This is a genomic window from Streptomyces puniciscabiei (genome assembly GCF_006715785.1).
Classification (GTDB): Bacteria; Actinomycetota; Actinomycetes; order Streptomycetales; family Streptomycetaceae; genus Streptomyces; species Streptomyces puniciscabiei.
In genome coordinates this window covers 1,429,337-1,452,584 of the sequence record NZ_VFNX01000001.1, presented here as the reverse complement: position 1 = coordinate 1,452,584, position 23,248 = coordinate 1,429,337, and the positions used below count along the sequence as shown (strand labels likewise).

Below are 23,248 nucleotides of genomic sequence, written 5' to 3'. Positions count from 1 at the left end.
CCATGCCGAGAACCGCCCTGCTCGTCTCCGGGGCCCTGCTCGCCGCCCTGTTGCCCCTGTCCGCCGCCGCGCACGCCGCCGGCGACCCCGCGCCCACGCCCGTCGACCGCTTCGAGGGCGAGGTGCCCTTCGCCTCCCAGCCCGCCGACGGCATCTTCACCTGGGGAAGCGACGCCGACGACCCGCCCACCCTGCACCTCACCGACCGCGCCGACGCCCCCGAAGGCGCCACGGTCCTCACCGGCACCTACGACATCAGCGGCTACGGCGGCTTCACCCACGACTTCGCCGCCGACCGGCCCGCCCACGACTGGTCCGCCCGCCAGGGCATCAGCTTCTGGTGGGAGGGCCGGAACAACGGCCGGAAGATCGCCTTCGAGATCAAGGACGGCGGCGCGAACGGCGAGGCCTCCGAGCTGTGGACGACCTCCTTCACCGACGACTTCACCGGCTGGAAGCAGATCCGGATCCCCTTCGCCGACTTCGCCTACCGCACCGACTACCAGCCCGTCGGCGGCATCGACCACGTCCTCGGCCTCACGCAGATGTGGGGGTACGCCGTCACGCTCCCGGCCGGCACCAAGGGCGACTTCGCCATGGACGACATCGAACTGTACGGAAAGGCCGATCAAACGCTGCGCGCCTCCGTCAGCACCGACGCTCCCGTGTACCCGGTCGGGCAGGGTGGCACCGCCGAGGTCAGGGTCACCCTGGCCACGACCGGGGACCGGCCCGTCGACGAGCCCGTGACGGTCACGTACCGGACCGAGGGCGGCACCGCCACCGCCGGCCGGGACTACACCCCCGCCGAAGGCACCCTCACCTTCCCGGCCGGGACCGCGTCCGGAACGTCGAGAACGATCGAGGTGCCCACGCTCAGGGACAAGGCGCCCGCACCCGCGAGGACCATCCCCCTCAAGCTCACGGTCACCGGCGCCAAGCCGCCCGCGGAGACCCCGCAGATCGTCATCGACGCACACGGACTGCCGTACCTGAACGGCAAGTTGCCGGTGCGGAAGCGGGTCGCGGACCTGCTGTCCCGCATGTCCCTGGAGGAGAAGGCCGGGCAGATGACCCAGGCCGAGCGCGGGGCCGTCGGGGGCGGGGCCGACATCGCGGCCTACGGCCTCGGCTCCCTCCTCTCCGGCGGCGGCTCCGTGCCCACGCCCAACACCCCCGAGGCCTGGGCGAAGATGATCGACGGCTTCCAGCTCCGCGCCCGGGCGACGCGGTTCCAGATCCCGCTGATCTACGGCGTCGACGCGGTCCACGGCCACAACAACCTGGCCGGCGCCACGATCATGCCGCACAACATCGGCATCGGCGCGAGCCGCGATCCCCAACTGGCCCAGGACACGGGCTCGGTGACGGCCGCCGAGGTCCGCGCCACCGGCATCCCCTGGGACTTCGCGCCCTGCCTGTGTGTGAGCCGCGACGAACGCTGGGGCCGCTCCTACGAGTCCTTCGGCGAGGACCCGGCCCTCGTGCAGTCCATGGAGACGATGATCCAGGGCCTCCAGGGCCGGGCCGACGGCCGCGACCTGAGCCGGAACGACAAGGTGCTGGCCACCGCCAAGCACTTCGTCGGCGACGGCGGCACCGCGTACGGCTCCTCCACCACCGGCACCTACACCATCGACCAGGGCGTCACCACGGTCACCCGGCAGCAGTTGGAGGACATCCACCTGGCGCCGTACGAGACGGCCGTCGAGCGGGGCATCGGCACGGTCATGCCGTCGTACTCCTCGCTCGACATCGTCGGCGACGGCAAGGGCGCGGTGAAGATGCACGCCCGCGGCGACATGATCAACGGTGTCCTGAAGGACCGGATGGGCTTCGGCGGCTTCGTCATCAGCGACTGGAACGCCATCGACCAGCTCCCCGGCGACTACGCCACCCACGTCCGCACGGCGGTGAACGCGGGCGTCGACATGATGATGGTGCCGTACTCCTACAAGGACTTCGGCGCCACGCTCGCCGACGAGGTGAAGGCGGGCCGGATCAGCGAGAGGCGGATCGACGACGCCGTCTCCCGCATCCTCACCCAGAAGTTCCGGCTGGGCCTGTTCGAGCACCCGTACGCCGACACCAGCGGCGCCGCCGCCATCGGCTCCCCGGCCCACCGGGCGGTCGCCCGCCGGGCCGCCGCCGAGTCGCAGGTGCTGCTGAAGAACAGCCGCGGGCTGCTGCCGCTGAAGAAGAGCGAGAAGGTGTACGTCGCCGGGTCCAACGCCGACGACCTGGGCAACCAGACCGGCGGCTGGACCCTCACCTGGCAGGGCGCGTCCGGCACCCACACCCAGGGCACGACCGTCCTGCAGGGCATGCGCGAGGCCGGCGGGAACGTCACCTACTCCAAGGACGCCTCGGCCCCGACGGACGGCTACGACGTCGGCGTGGTCGTCGTCGGCGAGACGCCCTACGCCGAGGGCGTCGGCGACGTCGGCAACGGGCACTCGCTGCAGCTGTCGGCGGCCGACCAGGCGGCCGTGGACAAGGTGTGCGCCGCCATGAAGTGCGCGGTGCTGATCGTCTCCGGCCGCCCGCAGCTCGTCGGCGACCGGCTCGGGAAGATCGACGCGCTGGTGGCCTCCTGGCTGCCCGGCACCGAGGGCGCGGGCGTCGCCGACGTCCTCTACGGCAAGCGCCCCTTCACCGGACAGCTCCCCGTCACCTGGCCGAAGTCCGAGTCCCAGCTGCCGATCAACGTCGGCGACGCGTCGTACGACCCGCAGTTCCCCTACGGCTGGGGTCTGACCACGCTCACCGGAGTCCCGCGCGGTGGCACGGCCACCCTGAAGGCGCTTCGGGCGGCGGCGACGGCGGCCGAGCGCATGGGCGACGCCCGGGCCGGCCGTGCGCTGGTCACCAGGGCACGGCTGATCGTCCAGCAGAGGATCGGCGAGCGGATGACCCAGGCGGTGGCGAAGCCCTTCGCCGACGCCGACCACCTGCTGCTGACCGGCCGGTACGGCAAGGCGGTGGAGAAGCTGACGGAGGCCTACCGCGCCGCGTAGGTCCACAGAGCCCGACCATGTGCCCGGTTATGGGAGGCTTCGGGTAGCTTCGAAGCATGAAGGCCGTCCTGCGGACCCGAAGCCTCCCGGCACTGCTGCTGGCCACCCTCGCCCTGGTGCTGGCGACCCTGGTCGCCCCCGGGGCGAGTGCGCAGACCGGCATCTCCACCATCGCCGAGGCGCTGCGCAAGAGCCCGGTCTACGTCGACCCGGCAGCCTCGGCCCAGCTGCCGAAGGCGGACGCGGACGCGCTCGCGAAGCGCATCAAGGACGCGAACAAGCCGCTGTTCATCGCGGTGCTCCCGGCCGGCTACCCGACGACGAACCTCTTCGCCGACCTGCGTGCGGCCACCGGCGTCACCGGTCTGTACGGCATCCGCCTCGGCGACCGCTTCGACGCCCGCGCCGACTCCTCCGTGCTGCCGGCGACGGCCCGGCGGAACCTGGTGTCGAGCGTCCAGGGCGAGCCGGCGAAGGCTCAGCTCAGTGATTTCACCGACCGCGCCCTGGCCAACATGGGCGGTCACGCGCCGAAGAGCTGGGGCGGCTCCGGCGGCGGGTCCTCCGGTACGGCGGCCCTGATCGCGGTGGTCGCGGTGCTGGTGGCGGGCGGCGCGGGCGCGTATGCGCTGGTACGGCGGAACCGCCGGCGGCGCGCCGAGGAGCAGCGGGCCGCCCTGGACCGGCTCCGGGTGGTCGTGGACGAGGACATCACCGCCTTCGGCGAGGAGCTGGACCGTCTCGACTTCCAGCCGTCCGAGCCCGGCGCCGACGACGCGATGCGCGCCGACTACGAGCACGCCCTGGACGCCTACGACACCGCCAAACAGCGCATGGCGGGGGCGAGCCGCCCGGAGGACGTGCGCACGGTCACCGAGGCCCTGGAGGACGGCCGCTTCTCGCTGGCCCGGCTGGCCGCCCGCCGCGAGGGCCGCCCGCTGCCCGAGCGCCGCCCGCCCTGCTTCTTCGACCCGCGTCACGGCCCCTCGGTGACCGACGCGACCTGGACCCCGCCCGGCGGCGCCCCGCGCGAGGTGCCGGTCTGCGCGGCCGACGCCACCCGGCTGGCCGACGGCCGCGACCCGGTCATCCGCGAGGTCGACACCGACTACGGCCGCCGCCCCTACTGGGACGCGGGCCCCGCCTACGGCCCCTGGGCGGGCGGCTACTTCGGCGGCGGCATCCTCCCGGGCCTCCTGGTCGGCACCCTCCTCGGCAGCATGATGGCCACTCCCTCGTACGCGGCCGACTACGGCACCGGATACGGCGACTTCGGCCCCGGCTACGGCGGCGACCTCGGCGGTGACTACCAGGGAGGCGACGTCTCCGGCACGGACTTCGACGCCGGGGACTTCGGGGGCGGGTTCGGGGACGGCGGGGACTTCGGCGGCTCGGACGGTGGCGGCGGCGACTTCGGCGGGGGCTTCTAGGCGCCGCCCTTGCCGTCCGGCTCCAGGGACCCCAGCCGCTCCATCAGCCCGGCCGCGAGCGCCAGCACCCCGCGCTCGGTCTCGCCGAGTGCCCCGAGCGCCTCGGCCAGCCAGGCGTCCCGCTCCGCCATGTCCCGCTGCAGCGCCTGCCGCCCGGACTCGGTGAGGGACAGCACGGACTGCCGCCGGTCGTCCGTCCCCCGCTCGCGCACGATCAGCCCCTCGCTCTCCAGCTCGGCGTACACCCGGGTCAGCGACTGCGGCCGGTGCCGCTCCTCCGCCGCGATCTCGCCGGGGGTGGCCGAGCCGTGCCGGTGCAGATGCCCGAGCACGACGAGCTGGTTGGGGCTGAGGCTCCCGGCCCCGCGCTCCTGCCGCAGCCGCCGGTTGAGCCGGAGGACGGCGTGACGGAGGCGGGCGGCTTCGGAGAGATGATCCATGAGGAGATCGTACGCGAAACTTACTACTTGGCCGCATGAGACTGGCTGTAAGGTCAGCTCGTGCGCTCAAAACTCTTACGCAATGCGTATGAATCTCTGCTGACGATGACGGCGGTCCTGCTGTGCTGGGGAGCCGCCCTGTGGCTGGAGGGTGCCGCCCGACTGCATACCGACGTGCTCGTCCTCGCGGTCGCCCTGAGCCTGACCCTGTCCTCGACCCAGCGCACCGCGTCCACGCGCCGCAGACTGGCGGCGCTCGTGCTGCTGCCCGTGACGGCCGCCGGCGCCCAGTTCCTGGGCCGCCTGCTCATGCACCACTACGCCCTGGGCGCCGCCGTCTTCACGGTGGGCATCTCCCTGTGCATCTGGATCCGCCGCTACGGCCCTGCGGCGGCCAGGGCCGGCACCCTGATGACCCTGCCGTTCGTGGCGCTGCTGGTCGTCCCCGGCCCGGCGCTGCCGCCCGCCGCCGAGAGCGGCCTGGTGAGCTGGTGGTGGTCGGCGGTGATCGGCGTGCTGGCGTGCACCTGCGTCTGGCTGGTCCAGGCCCTAGGCGACCGGTACGGCCCCTGGCGCCCCGAGCCCGCGCCGCCCGCACCGTCCGCGCCGCGCGGGGTCTCGTCCCTGCGCCCCCGTCCCAGCACCCGGATGGCCGTCCAGATGGCGCTGGCCGTGGCCGCGGCGTTCGTGCTCGGCCGGTTCCTGTTCGACGGCCACTGGCCGTGGGCGGTCCTCACGGTGTACGTCGCGGCGAGCGGCAACCGGGGGCGAAGGGACGTGCTGCGCAAGGGGGTCGAGCGCTTCGCCGGGGCGTCCGTGGGCACGCTGCTGGCCACCGGCGTGGCGGCCGCGGGCATCACCGGCCGGGCGTCGGTGGCGGTGATGTTCGCGATCCTCGCCGTCGCCCTGTGGCTGCGCCCGCTCAACTACGCCTACTGGGCGGCCGGAATGACGACCGCCCTGTCCCTGCTCCTCGGCTACTTCGGCCAGGACGCGGCGAGTCTGCTGCCGACCCGTCTCGCCGCGATAGCCGTGGGCGCGGCGCTGTCCGTCGCGGTGGCGTGGTGGCTCCTGCCGGTCAGGGGCCGTACCGGCGGGCGTACCGTCCGCCGGCCGCAGCCCACCAGGCAGGACGAACCGCGTGGGGTCACGCGTTCTTGATCGCCGAGATGTCGAAGTTCAGCTTGATCTTGTCGGAGACGAGCATCCCGCCGGTCTCCAGCGCCGCGTTCCAGGTGAGGCCCCACTCGGAGCGCAGGATCTCGGCCTTGCCCTCGAAGCCGACGCGCTCGTTGCCGAACGGGTCCTTGGCGGCGCCGTTGAACTCCAGGTCGATGGTGATCTCCCTGGTCACGCCGAGGAGGGAGAGCTCGCCGGTGATGCGGTAGTCGTCGCCGCCCAGGGCTTCCGCCTTGGTGGAGCGGAAGGTCATGACCGGAAACTCGTCGGTCTTGAAGAAGTCGGACGACTTCAGGTGGCCGTCCCGGTCGGCGTTGCCGGTGTCGATGCTCTCCATCCGGACGTCGAGCGTGGCCGTGGACCTGGTGGGGTCGGCCCCGTCCAGGTGCAGCGTGCCGGTGAAGTCGTGGAAGGCGCCCTTGACGTTGGTGACCATCGCGTGGCGCGCCACGAAACCGATCGTGGTGTGCGCCGGGTCGATCGTGTAGTCGCCGGTCAGCGCCGTCAGGTCGGATCCCGTGGCGGCCGGCGCGGCGGTGGTCGCGGTGGTGCTGTCCTTGCGGCTGAAGATGCCCATGTCGTGCTCCCCATCAGTGATCTGTTGAAGCTTAAACAACCTGTCCTCTCCGACGGTAGACCAATTCGGTTCAATATTCAACATCATCCGCGGTGTTGTTTCGGGTCGCATAGAGTGACCGTGTCACCCCAGGGATGGCATGTGCCGACCGCGAATGTGAGGTGGCTCTCAGGTGACACCTTTGTGGCGCCCCTACAACCCAGACGCCCTGTAAGCAGTCGGAACGGCTGCACGGGGCCATGGTTCTGTTCACTGCTACCAGGAAAACGGGCCGGAGACTGTACGGAGTCAACGGCTCGCTTTCCTTGGTGTCCTTCGTAAGGTCGCTACATGACCGTTTTGGAAGAGACGACGGGTGAGCCGACCGGCGAGCCGACGGACGCGCGCGGACGGGTCGCCGAGCTGCACGAGATTCGTGCCCGGGCCGTGGCCGGCCCCAGCGAGAAGGCGACCGAGGCGCAGCACGCCAAGGGCAAGCTGACGGCGCGGGAGCGGATCGAGCTGCTCCTGGACCCGGGGTCCTTCCAGGAGGTCGAGCAGCTGCGCCGGCACCGCGCGCAGGGCTTCGGCCTGGAGACGAAGAAGCCGTACACCGACGGTGTCATCACCGGCTGGGGCACGGTGGAGGGACGTACGGTCTTCGTCTACGCGCACGACTTCCGGATCTTCGGCGGCGCGCTGGGCGAGGCCCACGCCACCAAGATCCACAAGATCATGGACATGGCCATCGCGGCCGGTGCGCCGCTGGTGTCCCTCAACGATGGCGCGGGCGCCCGCATCCAGGAGGGTGTCTCGGCGCTCGCCGGTTACGGCGGCATCTTCCAGCGCAACACCAGGGCGAGCGGTGTCATCCCGCAGATCTCGGTGATGCTCGGCCCGTGCGCGGGCGGCGCGGCCTACTCGCCCGCCCTGACGGACTTCGTCTTCATGGTCCGCGAGACGTCCCAGATGTTCATCACGGGCCCGGACGTGGTCAAGGCGGTCACGGGCGAGGAGATCACGCAGAACGGGCTCGGCGGCGCCGACGTCCACGCCGAGACCTCCGGCGTCTGCCACTTCGCCTACGACGACGAGGAGACCTGCATCGCCGAGGTGCGGTACCTGCTGTCGCTCCTGCCGCAGAACAACCGCGAGAACCCGCCCCGGATGGACTCGTCCGACCCGGTGGACCGCCGCTCGGACGTCCTGCTCGACCTGGTACCGGCCGACGGCAACCGGCCGTACGACATGGCCAAGGTCATCGAGGAGATCGTCGACGACGGTGAGTACCTGGAGGTCCACGAGCGCTGGGCGCGGAACATCATCTGCGCGCTCGCCCGCCTGGACGGTCAGGTGGTCGGCATCATCGCCAACCAGCCGCAGGTCCTCGCCGGCGTCCTGGACATCGAGGCGAGTGAAAAAGCTGCGCGCTTTGTCCAGATGTGTGACGCTTTCAATATCCCGATCGTCACCTTCCTGGACGTCCCCGGGTTCCTTCCCGGTGTCGACCAGGAGCACGGCGGAATCATCCGCCACGGCGCGAAGCTGCTGTACGCCTACTGCAACGCGACCGTGCCGAGGATTTCGCTGATCCTGCGCAAGGCGTACGGAGGTGCCTACATCGTCATGGACTCCCAGTCGATCGGCGCCGACCTCACCTACGCCTGGCCGACCAACGAGATCGCCGTGATGGGCGCGGAAGGCGCCGCGAACGTCATCTTCCGCCGCCAGATCGCCGGGGCGGAGGACCCCGAGGCCATGCGGGCCCGGATGGTCAAGGAGTACAAGTCCGAGCTGATGCACCCGTACTACGCGGCCGAGCGCGGCCTCGTGGACGACGTCATCGACCCCGCCGAGACCCGCGAGGTCCTGGTCAAGTCCCTGGCCATGCTGCAGTCCAAGCACGCCGACCTGCCCTCCCGCAAGCACGGCAACCCCCCGCAGTAACCCAGCGGACCCGCCGCGGCAACCCCGCGGACCCCTCTCTCACGGAGACTGACACCCATGAGCACTCCTGACATCCGCGTCGAGAAGGGCCACGCCGAGCCCGAGGAGGTCGCCGCCATCACGGCCGTCCTCCTGGCCCGCGCGGCCGCTCGCCCGGCCGACACCACCCCGGCCCACCGGGGCCGCCTGCGCGCAGGCTGGCGCCGCCTGGAGCGCGAGCCCGGCTTCCGAGCGCCGCACAGCTGGCGCTGAACCCCGGCCCCCACACTGACGAGAGCCGCCGACTCCCTTCCACGGAGTCGGCGGCTCTCGCCGTGTACCAGGCCGGCACGGTCCAGAATCCCGTACTCATGGCAGGGAGAAGGCGTCGTTCGCCAGGTTCCGGACCGCGTCCTCGACCACAGTCACTGAGGGGCGGCAACGCATGGTTGCCGCCCCTCAGGTTCACCTCATGACCGGTGGGTTACCGAAGCCGCGCCATCAGGGCGTGCTCCACCAGGGTGATCAGAGTCGACTTGGCGTCCGCGCGGTGCCGGGCGTCCGTCGTGATGATCGGGGTGTCGGGGCCGATCTGCAGGGCCTCGCGGACCTCGTCGGGGTTGTACGGCTGGTTGCCGTCGAAGCCGTTGAGGGCGATGACGAAGGGCAGGCCGCTGTTCTCGAAGTAGTCGACCGCGGGGAAGCAGTCGGCGAGGCGCCGGGTGTCCACGAGCACCACCGCGCCGATGGCGCCGCGCACCAGGTCGTCCCACATGAACCAGAAGCGGTCCTGGCCCGGTGTACCGAAGAGGTAGAGGATCAGGTCCTGGTCGAGGGTGATGCGGCCGAAGTCCATGGCGACGGTGGTCGTCGTCTTGTCTCCGGTGTGGGTGAGGTCGTCGATGCCGGCCGAAGCGGACGTCATGACGGCCTCTGTGCGCAGCGGGTTGATCTCCGAGACGGCGCCGACGAACGTGGTCTTGCCCACGCCGAAGCCGCCCGCCACCACGATCTTCGCGGAGGTGGTGGAGCGGGAAGGACCGCCGCTAGAGCTTGCGAAGTCCACTGAGCACCCTTTCGAGCAGTGTCACGTCTGGCTGGCCACCGGCGTTCTCGTCGCCGCCGGGCTGATGGATGGCGACCAGGCCCGCCTCCGCCAAGTCGGCGACGAGGATCCTGGCCACGCCGAGGGGGATCGTCAGGAGCGCGGAGATTTCGGCTACCGACTTGATCTCCCGGCACAGGTTGCAGATCCGCTGATGCTCGGGCAGCTGACCCTGCATCTGGTGCGGAGCGGCGGTGGTGTGCACCAGTGCCTCGATGGCGAGCTGGTAGCGCGGGCGGGTCCGGCCGCCGGTCATGGCGTACGGACGCACCAGGGGGTTGTTGGACGCCGAGGCCGGCGCCGGCTCGGGGCGGCGCTGCGGCTGCACCGGCTGGATGCGCGGGGCCGGGGGCTGGTCGTACGGCGACGGGCCCGGGCCCTGCGGGGCGTACGGCTGCCGATGGCTCGGGGCGGAGGGGAAGTTGTACCGGTTCGCGGAACCGTCGCCCTGGCCCTGGGCAGGGCCGTACGACCAGTTGCCCGAAGACGAACCGCCTGGGGGTGTTGCCACTCTCTTCTCCTCCTCCGACTGCGCCGGGCACCCATCCGTGTGGAGCCGCGTCCCGAAACCTTACGGCCACGGGACGCCAATACGCATCGTCCCTTAATTAGTTGAGAAGGCTTCCCTGGAGCTCCGCGCGGAGATCCGGGGTGAGGACCGTGCCCGCGCGGTCCACCAGAAGGGCCATCTCGTACCCGATGAGACCGATGTCCGCTTCCGGGTGGGCCAGCACGGCCAGCGACGAGCCGTCGGAGATGGACATGATGAAGAGGAATCCCCGCTCCATCTCCACAACCGTCTGATTCACGTTGCCTCCCTCGAAGATCCGGGAGGCGCCTGCCGTCAGAGACGTCAGACCGGAGGCGACGGCCGCGAGCTGGTCGGCGCGGTCGCGGGGGAAGCCTTCGGACATCGCCAGAAGGAGTCCGTCGGCGGAGACCACCACCGTGTGGGACACCCCCGGGGTGTTGTCCACGAAGTTGGTGATCAACCAGTTCAGGTTCTGTGCCGCCTGGCTCATCGGGCTCACACTAACGCTCCTGGTTGTAGGTGCTGTCAGGACCGAAGCCCTGGCCGTTCGTTTCACTGCCTGCGCTGCGTCCGCGCTGGACGCCCCTGCGCAGGTTGCTCAGCCTGCCCCGGACGTCCTCCGGGGCGCGGGAGACCTGTGGGCCCCCCTGGGGGGTGGTTTCGGCGGAACCCGAGACCAGGTTGGCCTTGGGCACCCGCCGCGGCAGGCCCGAGGCGGTGACCCCGCCTGCCTTGGGCTTCCGGAGCTGCGCCGCCTGCTGCCAGCGCTCGTCGTTCTGCGAACGCCAGCCGCTGTCGCCGCTCGCCCCCGGGGTGTTGCCCGGTGCCGGCGTTCCCTGCTGCACACGCGCCGTGCCGCCTGCGGGACCCGAGCCGTTGGAACCGCTCGCGACGGATCCGCGGCGGGGCAGCCCGGCGTCGGTCAGCTCGTGGGCGGCGGGTGAGGCCGGTTCCGGACGGTCGAAGCCTACGCGGTTCCGGTCACTCGCGTCAGCGGCCTGCGACGATTCCGTTTCCGGAGCGTAATGGGCCGGATAGCCGTTGCGGTAGCCGTCCTGCTGCGGCTGCTGCGGCCAGTCGTCCTGGTACGACGGGCCGGCGGCCGGCTCCTGGTACGACGGGCCGGCGGCCGGCTCCTGGTACGCCGGGTCCGGGTAACCGCCGTTCGCGGAGAAGGCGTCGGCCTGCGACAGCTCGCCGTTCGGCGGGTAGAACTGCTCGTCGTACGGCTTCTCGTACGAGGTCGCGTGCGACGCCGAGGGCGACTCCGCGTAGCTCTCCTGGTATGGCTCCTGGTAGGCGGCCTGCTGCTCCTCGTACGCGGGCTCCTCGTACCGGGGCTGCCGCTCCTGGTAGGACGGCTGGCCGCCGAGCAGCGGGTCCTCGTACGCGGGGGGCTCGACGCCCTCCTGCTGCGGCTCGCCCGGCTGGCCGTGCGTCTGCGCCTCCAGGGCCGCCCGGCGCTCCTCGCGCATCAGGGAGCGGCCGACCGGGTCCAGCTCGCGGATGTCGTCGGGGACGTCCACGTACCGGCTGTCGTCGAAGCCCAGTTCGGCGGCGGTGCGCATGGGCTGCGCCTGGCTGAAGTTCTCACCCTGGAACTGCTGCTCCGGGATGATCTGCGAGACGGTGAACTCCTCGCGGTCCAGCGGGGCCTCGCCGCCACCGCCGTGCGTGATCGCGTCCGGCAGCATGACCAGGGAGGTCGTGCCGGCCTGCTCGCCCGAGGGGCGCAGCTGGACGCGGATGCCGTGCCGGTCGGACAGCCGGCCGACCACGAACAGGCCCATGCGCTGGGAGATCGCGGCGTCCACGGTCGGCGGGTTGGCCAGCTTGTGGTTGATGTCCGCGAAGTCCTCGGCGGTCAGGCCGATGCCCTTGTCGTGGATCTCGATCATGATGCGGCCGTCGGGCAGACGGGTCGCGGTGACGCGGACCTTGGTCTGCGGGGAGGAGAACGTGGTGGCGTTCTCCAGCAGCTCGGCCAGCAGGTGCACGAGGTCGGTGACCGCGCGGCCGTGGATCTCGGCCTCCGGGACGCCGGACAGCTCGATGCGCTCGTACTGCTCCACCTCGGAGGAGGCGGCGCGCAGCACGTCGACGAGGGGGACCGGCTGGTCCCAGCGGCGGCCGGGCTCCTCGCCCGCGAGGACCAGGAGGTTCTCGCCGTTGCGGCGCATACGGGTGGCCAGGTGGTCCAGCTTGAAGAGGTTCTCCAGCTGGTCCGGGTCGGCCTCGTTGTTCTCCAGGTCGGTGATCAGGGTCAGCTGGCCCTCGATCAGCGACTGGTTGCGGCGCGAGAGGTTGGTGAAGATCGCGTTGATGTTGCCCCGCAGCAGGGCCTGCTCGGAGGCGAGCCGGACCGCCTCGCGGTGGACCTGGTCGAAGGCGCGGGCGACCTCGCCGATCTCGTCCTTCGTGTTGATCGGGATCGGGGCGACCCGGGTGTCGACCCGGCCGGGGTCGGTGCGGGAGAGCTGGTCGACCAGCATCGGCAGGCGCTGCTCGGCGATGCCGAAGGCGGCGTTGCGCAGCTGGCGCATCGAGCGGCTCATCTGGCGGGCCACGGCACCGGCCAGGATGAAGGCGAGCAGCAGGGCGACCACGACGACGGCACCGGTGATGAACGCGGACGTCTTGGCGTTGTCGGCGATGTCGGAGGCCTCGTTCACCGCCTTGTCGGCCATGTCCGACTCGATCTGCCGGTAGGCGTCGAACTTGAGAGTGTTGACCGCCCACCAGTTCTCCGCGGTGACGCCCTTGAGGGCGAGCTGCTGACGCGCGAGCGGGCTGGTGGAGTCCAGCGTGGCGAGGTCCGTGACCATGACCGTCGGGTTGGACGGCGGCGCCACGTAGTTCGGGTCCTTGGCCTTGGCCTGCTGGACCATCCCCGCGGCCTTGGTCTGGATCTCCTTCTTCTCCGCGTCCAGCCTCGCCGCGTCGGCCTCGGTGCCACCGCCGATGTACTCCTCGACGGCGATGCCCTCCAGGTAGGCGTAGGAGGAGAGGGCGACGCGCTGGCTCGCCAGGTTGGGGGCGTCCGGACCCGGCTTGACCAGCATGTGCATGCCGATCGACCGCTCCAGCGACAGCGCCGCCTTGGTGAGCGAGATGGCGTAGACGGTACGGCCGTAAGAGGTGATGTTGCCGGTGCCCAGGCCGAGCTCGTTGGCGAACTCCATCAGCGGGTGGGCGACCTTGACGTAGCCCTCCTCGGTCTGCACGCCGGTGAACTTGGAGGTGTACGCGCCGGCCCGCAGCGTCTGCAGGAAGGGTTCGGCCTCGCGGAACAGCTTCAGCCGGCGCTCCAGGCCGGACTTGTGCGGCATGTTCTGCGCGGCCTGGTCGAAGGCGTCGGCGGCCTGGTCGGTGGTGTTGCGGGCCGCCGCGACGGTCGCCTTGTCCTGGGCGGTCTCCAGCTTGCCCTTGAGCAGAGGAGCGGTGGTGATGTCCCGCTCGTTGTAGAGGGCGTCGGCGTACGACAGCGAGGCGCGTACCAGGCGGGCGGTGTTCTCGGCGTCACGGGCCTGCTGCCAGGTGTCGATCGAGGTCTTCACCTGGAAGCCGCCCATGACGAGACCGACCGCCACGGGTATCAGCAGGATCGCGTTCAGCCTGGTCGGCACGCGCCAGTTGCGCGGGGAGAACCGGCCGCCGCTGGGCGCGGGAGCGGCCGCCGGCTCCGCACCGGTCACAGGGGTGGGCGCCGCAGCGCGCGGCGGCGGGGTGAAGTTGCCCCGTGCCGACGGCTCGGGACCGTTCTTGCTTCGCCTCACTCGACCAACAACCTCTCGGCGGTCGGCACCTACGTCGTGCCGCAGTCTCTCAGAGCCCCGTTCGTCATCGACTACTGAGTACGTCGTTGACTATTGGGCAGTTCAGGCATTCCAGCACGTGGACCAGTGCTCTTCCAAACAGCGGAAACCGTCGAGTGCTGCTCTTGCAAGGCCCAGATAAAACGGTCATAAAGAGCGAGCCCCGGCAAAAGGCGGGGCGATTGTGAGCAGAGCGGTACTGCGCGACCGCGTCGCGTTGCGATGCCGGGGGTTTCCTCTGCCGAACTGTTATGAACACCGGAGCCGACCGTGTCAAAGGCCACAGCCGGCTCCGGCGTCCGTTACGACAACTGCCGTACAGGACGTCGCACTTGAGTGCGTACGTGTGTGCTACTTGAGCCGTGCCATCAGGGCGTGCTCGACCAGCGTGATCAGCGCACTCTTGGCGTCCGCGCGGTGCCGGGCGTCCGTCGTGATGATCGGGGTGTCGGGGCCGATCTGCAGGGCCTCCCGCACTTCCTCGGGAGCGTAGGGCTGCTGGCCGTCGAAGCCGTTGAGGGCGACGACGAAGGGCAGGCCGCTGTTCTCGAAGTAGTCCACCGCGGGGAAGCAGTCGGCGAGGCGCCGGGTGTCCACGAGCACCACCGCGCCGATCGCGCCGCGTACCAGGTCGTCCCACATGAACCAGAAGCGGTCCTGGCCCGGTGTACCGAAGAGGTAGAGGATCAGGTCCTGGTCGAGGGTGATGCGGCCGAAGTCCATGGCCACCGTGGTGGTGGTCTTGTCCCCGGTGTGGGTGAGGTCGTCGATGCCGGCCGAAGCGGACGTCATGACGGCCTCTGTGCGCAGCGGGTTGATCTCCGAGACGGCGCCGACGAACGTGGTCTTGCCCACGCCGAAGCCGCCCGCCACCACGATCTTCGCGGAGGTGGTGGCGGCCCGGCCCCCGTCAGAGCTTGCGAAGTCCACTGAGCACCCTTTCGAGCAGCGTCACGTCGGGTGCGCCACCGTTGTTCTCGTCGCCACCCGGCTGGTGGATGGCGACCAGGCCGGCCTCGGCGAGGTCGGCGACCAGGATCCGGGCCACTCCGAGCGGCATGGCCAGCAGCGCGGAGACCTCCGCGACCGACTTGACCTCACGGCACAGATGGCAGATCCGCTGGTGCTCCGGGAGCAGTCCCATGAGCGCTGCCGGGTCGGCCGTGGTGCTGATCAGTGCCTCGATGGCGAGCTGGTAGCGCGGCCGGGTCCGGCCGCCGGTCATCGCGTACGGACGTACCAGCGGCTGGTCGCCCTCGTCCCCGTACGGCTCCGCGTACGGATCGTGATGGGCGGTGGGCGGGGTCATGAATCCTCCGGGCGGGACAGCAAGTCGGTCAGTCAAGCCGTCGGACGGGGCCGGTGGGGGGATTGTGGCGGCCGGACGGTGTTTTCGTGAGGTGGGTGGTGCCGGGGGAGGTCAGTGAAGCAGACTTCCCTGGAGTTCGGCGCGCAGGTCCGGGGTGAGTACCGCCCCTGCGCGGTCGACGAGCAGTGCCATCTCGTAGCCGACGAGACCGATGTCGCACTCGGGGTGGGCCAGGACCGCGAGGGACGACCCGTCCGAGACGGACATCAGGAAGAGGAACCCGCGCTCCATCTCGACGACCGTCTGCGCCACGGTGCCGCCCTCGAAGATCCGGGAGGCCCCGGCCGTGAGGGAGGTCAGCCCGGACGCGACGGCCGCCAGCTGGTCGGCGCGGTCCCGCGGGAAACCTTCGGACATCGCCAGCAGAAGGCCGTCGGCGGAGACCACCACCGTGTGCGACACCCCGGGGGTGTTGTCCACGAAGTTGGTGATCAACCAGTTCAGGTTCTGTGCCGCCTGGCTCATCGGACTCAACTAACGCTCCTGCTGGTGAGTGGGGCTCGGGAAGCTGCCGGTCTGGCCGCTGCCGGCCTGACGGCCCTGAGCGATGCCCCGACGGAGATTGGTCAGCCGTCCGCGTACGTCGTCAGGCGCACGCGAGACCTGCGGACCGGCTTGGTGCTGTTGCTGCTGAGCCGTGCCCGGGACGAGGTTCGCCCGGGGCACCCGGCGCGGCAGGCCGGAGGTGGTGACACCGCCCGACGCGGGCTGCCGGACGCGCTCGGCCTGGCGGACGAGCTCGTCGTTCGGCGAGGTGCGCCAGGAGCCGGTGGTGGAGCTGTTGGCGGAGCCGTTGGCGGCCGCCGGGCGCTGCGGGGCCGGGGCGGGTGCCTGCGGCTGCTGCGGCGCGGACTCCTGCTGCCCGCCGCCGTGGAACCAGTTGGTCTCCAGCGTGTCGTACAGCGGGGTACGGCCGTCGCCCGGGCCGCTGGCCGGCGGCAGCGCCTCCGGCTCACGCTGGGCCGGACGCTGCTGCGGGGCCTGCGAACGCGGGGCGCCGAAGTCGTCCCGGCCGGGCGGCTGCGGACGCTCGAACTGGCCGGTGTGGGCCGGGTCCTGGCGCCCGGGCAGGGCGTGCCGGCCGGTGGAGCTGCCGTCGTAGCCGCCGTCGAAGCCCTGCGGAGCCGGGAACTGGCCGGTGTCCCGGCCCGTGTTCCGCGCGCTGTCGTCCTGCCGCGGCGCCGGCGTGCCGAAGACGTCGGGGCGGACGAACTGACCCGGGCCCTCCGCGACACCGGGACGCTCGAACTGGCCGGTCTGCTGCGGGCTTTCGGGTCGCGGGAACTGGCCGGTCTGCTGGGGGTTCTCGGGCCGCGGGAACTGGCCGGTCTGCTGGGGGTTCTCGGGTCGCGCGAACTGGCCGGTCTGCTGCGGGTTCTGCGGGCGCGGGAACTCGCCCGTGGCCGCCGGGCCCTGTGCGTCGTACCGGGGGATCGCCGGCATCTCGGCGGTCGAGCCCGGACCCTGCCGGTCGTCGACGCGCGGCATGCGCGCGGTGTGCGCCGGGTCCTGCTCGTCGTGGCCGCGCGGGGTGTCCAGCGAGGCACGCGACAGCGGGGCCTGGGTGTCGGCCCAGCCCGGGGTGCGCTGCTGCTGGTCACCGCCGGGCAGCTCGGCCCGCGGGCCGCCACGCGGCGGCAGCTGGGGCTGGCGGCCCTGGTCGGAGCCGGCACCGGGCCGCTGCGGGCCACGGCCGCCGAAGGCGTCCTGCTGCGGGCCGCCCGGGTTCGCGGCCTGCAGGCCCTGCGGGGCGCCGGGCGCCTGACCGCCGAAGCCGCCCGCACCGGAACCCGCGGGCACCGGCCGGCCCTGCTGCGGGCCACCGAAGCCACCGGGACCGCCCTGGGGGCCGCGCGCACCGCCCGGCGCACCGGGACGGCCGCCCTGGCCGTTGCCGGGCAGCGCGGCCCGGGGACCCTGGCCGGCGCCGACCTGGCCGCGCGGAGCGGGACCCGCACCGAGCAGACCGCCACCGGCGGGAGCGCCGCCGAGGGCTCCACCGCCCGCGCCCGCGGCCTGGCGCCGGGCCGCGGCGGCACCGGCGGCGGCCTGAGCGGCGGCCGGGCCACCGCTCGCGACCGGCGCGCCCGGCTTGCCCGGAGCGGGCTTCTTGCCGCCCTGGGCCACGTCCACGGGCAGCATGACCAGCGCGGTCGTGCCACCGGAGTCGGACGGGCGCAGCTGGATGCGGATGCCGTGCCGCTGCGACAGACGGCCGACCACGAAGAGGCCCATGCGGCGGGAGACGGAGACGTCCACGGTGGGCGGCGAGGCGAGGCGCTCGTTGATCGCCGCGAGGTCCTCGGGGGAGAGACCGATACCCGTGTCGTGGATCTCGATCAGCACGCGGCCGTCGGGCAGCGCGTGACCGGTGACCTTGACCTTGGTCTGCGGGGAGGAGAACGAGGTCGCGTTCTCCAGCAGCTCGGCGAGCAGGTGCACGAGGTCGTTGACCACGCGGCCGGCGACCTCGGTGGTCGGCACGGCGGCCAGCTCGATGCGCTCGTACTGCTCCACCTCGGACGCGGCGGCGCGGAGCACGTCGACCAGCGGGACCGGGCGGGTCCAGCGGCGGCCGGGCTCCTCACCGGCGAGGACGAGGAGGTTCTCGCCGTTACGGCGCATACGCGTGGCGAGGTGGTCGAGCTTGAACAGCGAGGACAGCTGGTCCGGGTCGGCCTCGCGGGACTCCAGTTCGGAGATCAGCGACAGCTGGCGCTGGATCAGACCCTGGGAGCGGCGCGAGAGGTTGGTGAACATCGCGTTGACGTTGCCCCGCAGCAGGGCCTGCTCGGCGGCGAGGCGGACCGCCTCGCGGTGCACGTCGTCGAAGGCCGCGGCCACCTGGCCGATCTCGTCCCGGGAGTGCACACCGACCGACTCCACCGAGGTGTCGACGTCCTGCGGGTCGGACTCCGACAGCTGCTTGACCAGCTCGGGCAGGCGGTCCTGGGCGACCTTGGTCGCGGTCTCCTGCAGCCGGCGCAGCGAGCGGATCATGGAGCGGGCCACGATGAACGCGCCGACCAGCGACACACCGAGCACGAGCAGGATCAGCGCACCGGAGATGATGGCGTCCTGCTGGGTGGCGCTCTTCAGCTCGCGGGCCTTCTGCTCCATCTCCTCGAGCAGCGTGTGCTCGATCTTCTTCATCTGCTCGATCTTGGTCGAGCTGTCGTCCACCCAGTCGCGGTAGGAGCGCGCGTTCAGGCTCTGCAGGCCGTCGCGTGAGTCGAAGACGCGCTTGGCGTAGGTGTCCGCGGACTCGATCGTCGGGTTGCCGTTGTCGATCGGCTTGAGGAGTTCCTCGGCGTTGTGGCTCGCGTAGATCTTCCGGAAGATCGCGATTTCCGAGAGCTCGCTGTCGTACGCGGACTGGCCGTAGAGGCGGTCGTTCTCGGAGAGGTCGCCCTTGGTGGACGTGGTCGCGGGCAGTGCGGCGGCGATCGTGGCGCGCTGTACGGAGGCGTACTCCTTGGCGGTGGAGAAGGCCGCGAGCGCGCGGGTGCGCGAGATCATCTCCGGGTTGCTGGACGCCTGGGCCATGTCCTGGGACAGATCGATCAGCTGGGTGATCAGCCGGTGGTACGACTCGATCGTCTGGGTCGAGTTGTCGTGCTGCCCGTACGCCGCCTTGCGGATCTTGGCCAGCTGGTCCAGCTGGTTGAAGATCCCGACGAGGTTGTCGCGGACGCCCTGGAGGTTGCCGTTCTTGCTGGCGTCGTCGATCTCCTGGGTGGAGTTCTCGAAGTTCTGCAGGGCGCGGTCGGTCTTGTCCCGGTAGCCCTTGACCGTGTAGTCGGTCGCGTTCAGACCGTGCGCCAGGGGACCGGCGGACTGGTCGCGCTCCTCCTGGAGCGCGGCGGCCAGCTCGGTGGCCTGCTTGGTCATGTCCGTCAGCAGCTTCATGTTGTCGAGCTGCTGGATGTCGGTGATGTTCTGGTCGATGCGCAGCGCGCCCAGCGAGGTCGCCGCGACCACGGGCAGCGCGAGCAGCGACACCAGGCGCGTGGAGATGCGCCAGTTGCGCAGGGCCAGGCGCGAGCCGGGGCCGCTCGGGCCCTTGGCGGGCTTGATGGCCGGCGCGGGGGCGGCGCCGGAGGAGCCGGTCCCGTTGGCGGCCGTCGGGGCCGACACGCCAGGACGTCCGCCGCGCTCACCGCCGTCCGCGGACGGAGCCGGGCCCGGGTTCTGGGCGTGCTGGGGCGAGGAGCTGCCCTTCATGGGGCCAGTCCCGTCGTGCGACTCCGGCTCCGCCGAAGCGCTGCCATCCCTCTTGAAACGTCCCTGCACTAGCGTCGCAACCTCTGGACCAGGCACCCCTCCGCGTGAACGGAGGGACACGGTGTCGGCGTTGTGGAGAGCGCCCTGAATACGCCCCCCGGTGGTCTTGAGTGACCGGCGCTGGTTCCCCCCTGTCTCGGCCGCCGCTCGGCGCTGCTTCGCGCCCCTTGTGCGCCGGCTCGATCCCTGCGGCGGTCCGTGGAATTCCAGCACAGTGCCGGATCTCCAACAAGGGCCGTGTCCCTAGCTGTGACCTACGTGACGGGCTGTGAGGGTCACGTCACCAGCCGTGGAGGCTGATCCCGGCCATATCGGGCATATCACTGCGAGTTGTCGCCCGGTGTCAGGTGTCTGAGTCGCCATGATCAGGAGCGGAATGAGGGCTTCAGGCGGTCAATGTCCGTTTCGGTAGGGCGTGTTGCCGGTACGGTTTGACCGAATTGTCCGCGAGGTCGTGAGCAAACTCACACGCACCTCGTGGGCAGTTGGCGCCATCGGCAGGGAATTGGATGTTTAGCCTGACGCTTTACAAGAGGGATGCTTCTGTAAGCCCGCCGACACAGAACCAGGACTCGTACAACCGTGAAGACGACGATGATGTTCCACAAGATCGCCAACCCGCGACGCACCACCCTGGCGCATCTGAAGGACGCCGGCGAACTGGAGACGCCGGAGCTGCCGGAGCACTCCCTCGAACTCCCCGCCCAGACGGCCAACCCCCGCCGCACGGTGCTGGTGGACGTCCCGGTCGGCGCGACGGCCTCGGCAGAGTAGCCGACGGGCCACCTCGGCCCCCGACGAGCTCCAGGGGCCGCCCCTTGTGCTGAATACGGGGCTGCCGGCGCACACCGGCGGCCCCACCCGTATGACGGCCCTTTCCCGGCGGAAATGCGCGGTCCGACCGGTTAACCTGGGGCGTCAGTACGCCGGTTCTCAGTAAGGGGCGCAAGGATCCCGTGCGCATCGCCAGGTTCTCCATCGACGGGAACGTAGCCTTCGGCGCGGTCGAGGGCGACAAGCAGGACGAACTCGTCCTCGACATCATCAAGGGCATCCCGTTCTCGGACTACGAGCTCTCCGGTACGAAGGTGCCGCTGAGCAAGGTCAGGCTGCTCCCGCCGGTCCTCCCCAACAAGGTCGTGGCCTTCGGCCGCAACTACAGCGAGCACGCGCGCGAGCTGGGCAACGAGGTGCCGGACGCCCCCTTCGCCTTCTTCAAGCCGTCCACCTCGGTGATCGGCCCCGGCGACGACATCCAGTACCCCTCCTTCTCAGAGGAACTGCACCACGAGGCCGAGCTGGCCGTCGTCATCGGCCGCATGTGCCGCGAGGTCCCGCGTGAGCGCGTCAAGGACGTCATCCTCGGCTACACCTGCGCCAACGACGTCACCGCCCGCGATGTGCAGCGCCGCGAGAAGCAGTGGGCCCGGGCCAAGGGCTTCGACACCTCCTGCCCGCTCGGCCCCTGGGTGGAGACCGATATCGACCTCGACCGGGCGAACGACCTCACCATCCAGCTCACGGTCAACGGCGAGCAGCGCCAGCTGGGCCGCACGAGCGAGATGATCCATCCCATCGAGGACCTGGTCGTCAACATCTCCGAGGCCATGACCCTGCTGCCCGGCGACGTCATCCTCACCGGCACCCCCGCGGGGGTCGGCCCCCTGAACGTCGGCGACGAGGTCGCCGTCTCCATCGAAGGCATCGGCACTCTCACCAACAAGGTTGTCAAGCGTGGCTAGCGCACCCGGCTCACCCGTACGCGTCCGTTTCTGTCCCTCGCCCACCGGTAACCCCCACGTGGGCCTGGTCCGCACCGCCCTGTTCAACTGGGCGTTCGCCCGGCACCACCAGGGCACCCTGGTCTTCCGTATCGAGGACACCGACGCCGCCCGCGACTCGGAGGAGTCGTACAACCAGCTGCTCGACGCGATGCGCTGGCTCGGCTTCGACTGGGACGAGGGCCCCGAGGTCGGCGGGCCGCACGCGCCGTACCGTCAGTCGCAGCGCATGGACATCTACGCCGACGTCGCCCGGAAGCTGCTGGACGCCGGCCACGCCTACCACTGCTACTGCTCCCAGGAGGAGCTGGACACCCGCCGCGAGGCCGCGCGCGCCGCCGGCAAGCCCTCCGGTTACGACGGCCACTGCCGCGACCTGAGCGCCGAGCAGGTCGAGGAGTACCAGGCGCAGGGCCGTACGCCCATCGTCCGCTTCCGGATGCCCGACGAGACGATCACCTTCACCGACCTGGTGCGCGGCGAGCTGACCTTCACCCCGGAGAACGTGCCGGACTACGGCATCGTCCGCGCGAACGGCGCCCCGCTGTACACGCTGGTCAACCCGGTCGACGACGCCCTGATGGAGATCACCCACGTCCTGCGCGGCGAGGACCTGCTCTCCTCCACCCCGCGCCAGATCGCGCTGTACAAGGCGCTGATCGAGCTGGGCATCGCGAAGCAGGTCCCGGCCTTCGGCCACCTGCCGTACGTGATGGGCGAGGGCAACAAGAAGCTCTCCAAGCGCGACCCGCAGTCGTCCCTGAACCTCTACCGCGAGCAGGGCTTCCTGCCCGAGGGCCTGCTCAACTACCTGTCCCTGCTGGGCTGGTCGCTCTCCGCGGACCAGGACGTCTTCGGGATCGAGGAGATGGTCGCCGCCTTCGACATCTCCGACGTGAATCCCAACCCGGCCCGCTTCGACCTGAAGAAGTGCGAGGCGATCAACGGCGACCACATCCGCATGCTGGATGTGAAGGAGTTCACCGAGCGCTGCCGCCCGTGGCTGAAGGCCCCGTTCGCCCCCTGGGCGCCGGAGGACTTCGACGAGGCCAAGTGGCAGGCGATCGCGCCGCACGCCCAGACCCGCCTCAAGGTCCTGTCGGAGATCACCGACAACGTGGACTTCCTCTTCCTCGCCGAGCCGGTCCACGACGAGGCTTCGTGGACGAAGGCGATGAAGGAGGGCAGCGACGCCCTCCTGCGCACCGCCCGCGAGAAGCTGGAGTCGGCCGACTGGACCTCCCCCGAGGCCCTGAAGGAGGCCGTCCTGGCCGCCGGTGAGGCCCACGGCCTCAAGCTCGGCAAGGCCCAGGCCCCGGTCCGCGTCGCCGTCACCGGCCGCACCGTCGGCCTGCCGCTCTTCGAGTCCCTGGAGGTCCTGGGCAAGGAGAAGGCGCTGGCCAGGATCGACGCGGCGCTGGCGAAGCTGAGCGCCTAGCCGGCACATGCGTCAGGGGCGGCACCCGGTGAGTACCGGGTGCCGCCCCTGTTGCGTTGGTCACTGCGCGTCGGCTTCGTCGATCAGGTAGGCGCTCTCGTCGAAGATCTCCAGCACGACGACGACCATGATCGGGCCGGCCACCACGTACTCCACCTTCAGGCCGGGGCCCACGTACGCCCTGCGCAGGTGCTCGTCCGGACCGAGCGGCGCGGTCGAGTTCTTCCGGAAGGGATCGCGGGCCAGGATGCGCAGCGCACGGTCCAGCCGGGTCCTGCGCTCCGCGGGCAGGGCGTCGAACGTCGCACGGGCCTCGACGGTGAACTGGACGCGGTACTCGCTCATCCCGACCAGTCTGCCAGCCGTTCGGCGGTAC

The 23,248-nt window shown here is 70.8% G+C and carries 19 protein-coding genes; 8 read left to right on the top strand and 11 right to left on the bottom strand.

Annotated elements, in window-relative coordinates; translation table 11 throughout:
- Positions 1-2 precede the first annotated feature (2 nt).
- The gene (locus FB563_RS06470) at positions 3-3,017 is read left to right on the top strand and encodes a glycoside hydrolase family 3 protein (protein ID WP_055703439.1); all 3,015 of its coding nucleotides are present in this window, start codon (positions 3-5) and stop codon (positions 3,015-3,017) included.
- Between the two features lie 56 nt (positions 3,018-3,073).
- The gene (locus FB563_RS06465) at positions 3,074-4,447 is read left to right on the top strand and encodes a hypothetical protein (RefSeq protein ID WP_055703440.1); all 1,374 of its coding nucleotides are present in this window, start codon (positions 3,074-3,076) and stop codon (positions 4,445-4,447) included.
- Here the strand turns inward: FB563_RS06465 and FB563_RS06460 are convergent.
- Positions 4,444-4,887 (bottom strand): MarR family winged helix-turn-helix transcriptional regulator, encoded by a 444-nt coding sequence (locus FB563_RS06460; protein WP_055703441.1) that lies wholly within the window; start codon positions 4,885-4,887, stop codon positions 4,444-4,446. The genes FB563_RS06465 and FB563_RS06460 overlap by 4 nt on opposite strands.
- 105 nt (positions 4,888-4,992) lie before the next feature.
- Here FB563_RS06460 and FB563_RS06455 point away from each other — a divergent pair, with 105 nt between their 5' ends.
- Positions 4,993-6,048: an FUSC family protein gene (locus FB563_RS06455; protein ID WP_055703442.1), complete on the top strand. Its 1,056-nt coding sequence runs from the start codon at positions 4,993-4,995 to the stop codon at positions 6,046-6,048.
- On the opposite strand, the gene FB563_RS06450 is transcribed toward FB563_RS06455, so the two are convergent.
- Positions 6,035-6,643 (bottom strand): YceI family protein, encoded by a 609-nt coding sequence (locus tag FB563_RS06450; RefSeq protein ID WP_055703443.1) that lies wholly within the window; start codon positions 6,641-6,643, stop codon positions 6,035-6,037. The genes FB563_RS06455 and FB563_RS06450 overlap by 14 nt on opposite strands.
- A 330-nt stretch (positions 6,644-6,973) precedes the next feature.
- On the opposite strand from FB563_RS06450, the gene FB563_RS06445 reads away from it, so the two are divergent.
- A complete protein-coding gene (locus FB563_RS06445; RefSeq protein ID WP_055703444.1) occupies positions 6,974-8,569 on the top strand; it encodes an acyl-CoA carboxylase subunit beta in 1,596 nt (531 codons plus the stop codon).
- A 57-nt stretch (positions 8,570-8,626) separates the two neighbouring features.
- Positions 8,627-8,821: an acyl-CoA carboxylase subunit epsilon gene (locus tag FB563_RS06440; protein ID WP_055703445.1), complete on the top strand. Its 195-nt coding sequence runs from the start codon at positions 8,627-8,629 to the stop codon at positions 8,819-8,821.
- A gap of 211 nt (positions 8,822-9,032) precedes the next feature.
- Here the strand turns inward: FB563_RS06440 and FB563_RS06435 are convergent, their stop codons facing one another.
- The 8 genes from FB563_RS06435 to FB563_RS06400 all read right to left on the bottom strand — a co-directional run bounded on the left by FB563_RS06435 (position 9,033) and on the right by FB563_RS06400 (position 19,662).
- Positions 9,033-9,614 carry a GTP-binding protein gene (locus FB563_RS06435; RefSeq protein ID WP_031224757.1) on the bottom strand — a complete coding sequence of 194 codons (582 nt, stop codon included), beginning with the start codon at positions 9,612-9,614 and terminating at the stop codon, positions 9,033-9,035.
- Positions 9,595-10,164 carry a DUF742 domain-containing protein gene (locus tag FB563_RS06430; RefSeq protein WP_055703446.1) on the bottom strand — a complete coding sequence of 190 codons (570 nt, stop codon included), beginning with the start codon at positions 10,162-10,164 and terminating at the stop codon, positions 9,595-9,597. Before FB563_RS06430 ends, FB563_RS06435 begins: the two co-directional genes overlap by 20 nt.
- A 97-nt stretch (positions 10,165-10,261) precedes the next feature.
- Positions 10,262-10,675 (bottom strand): roadblock/LC7 domain-containing protein, encoded by a 414-nt coding sequence (locus FB563_RS06425; protein WP_029385896.1) that lies wholly within the window; start codon positions 10,673-10,675, stop codon positions 10,262-10,264.
- A 10-nt stretch (positions 10,676-10,685) separates the two neighbouring features.
- Complete coding sequence (locus FB563_RS06420) at positions 10,686-13,961, bottom strand: sensor histidine kinase (RefSeq protein WP_199832680.1); 3,276 nt, start codon at positions 13,959-13,961, stop codon at positions 10,686-10,688.
- Between the two features lie 390 nt (positions 13,962-14,351).
- Complete coding sequence (locus FB563_RS06415; RefSeq protein WP_055703447.1) at positions 14,352-14,930, bottom strand: GTP-binding protein; 579 nt, start codon at positions 14,928-14,930, stop codon at positions 14,352-14,354.
- On the bottom strand, positions 14,911-15,309 hold the full coding sequence (locus FB563_RS06410; protein ID WP_009190816.1) for a DUF742 domain-containing protein: 399 nt from the start codon (positions 15,307-15,309) through the stop codon (positions 14,911-14,913). The genes FB563_RS06415 and FB563_RS06410 overlap by 20 nt, the downstream gene beginning before the upstream one ends.
- A gap of 111 nt (positions 15,310-15,420) precedes the next feature.
- A complete protein-coding gene (locus tag FB563_RS06405) occupies positions 15,421-15,834 on the bottom strand; it encodes a roadblock/LC7 domain-containing protein (protein ID WP_023546525.1) in 414 nt (137 codons plus the stop codon).
- A gap of 9 nt (positions 15,835-15,843) precedes the next feature.
- A complete protein-coding gene (locus FB563_RS06400) occupies positions 15,844-19,662 on the bottom strand; it encodes a sensor histidine kinase (RefSeq protein ID WP_107100472.1) in 3,819 nt (1,272 codons plus the stop codon).
- A 573-nt stretch (positions 19,663-20,235) separates the two neighbouring features.
- On the opposite strand from FB563_RS06400, the gene FB563_RS06395 reads away from it, so the two are divergent.
- From FB563_RS06395 to gltX, 3 genes are all read left to right on the top strand, one after another.
- Positions 20,236-20,427, top strand: coding sequence for a hypothetical protein (locus FB563_RS06395; RefSeq protein ID WP_055703448.1), 192 nt, complete (start codon positions 20,236-20,238; stop codon positions 20,425-20,427).
- A 182-nt stretch (positions 20,428-20,609) separates the two neighbouring features.
- Complete coding sequence (locus FB563_RS06390) at positions 20,610-21,395, top strand: fumarylacetoacetate hydrolase family protein (protein WP_055703449.1); 786 nt, start codon at positions 20,610-20,612, stop codon at positions 21,393-21,395.
- Positions 21,388-22,872, top strand: a complete 1,485-nt coding sequence (gene gltX, locus FB563_RS06385; RefSeq protein ID WP_079048468.1) for a glutamate--tRNA ligase — start codon at positions 21,388-21,390, stop codon at positions 22,870-22,872. Before FB563_RS06390 ends, gltX begins: the two co-directional genes overlap by 8 nt.
- Before the next feature lie 60 nt (positions 22,873-22,932).
- Here gltX and FB563_RS06380 read toward each other — a convergent pair whose 3' ends face one another.
- The gene (locus FB563_RS06380) at positions 22,933-23,217 is read right to left on the bottom strand and encodes a type II toxin-antitoxin system RelE family toxin (protein ID WP_055703451.1); all 285 of its coding nucleotides are present in this window, start codon (positions 23,215-23,217) and stop codon (positions 22,933-22,935) included.
- Between the last annotated feature and the right edge of the window lie 31 nt (positions 23,218-23,248).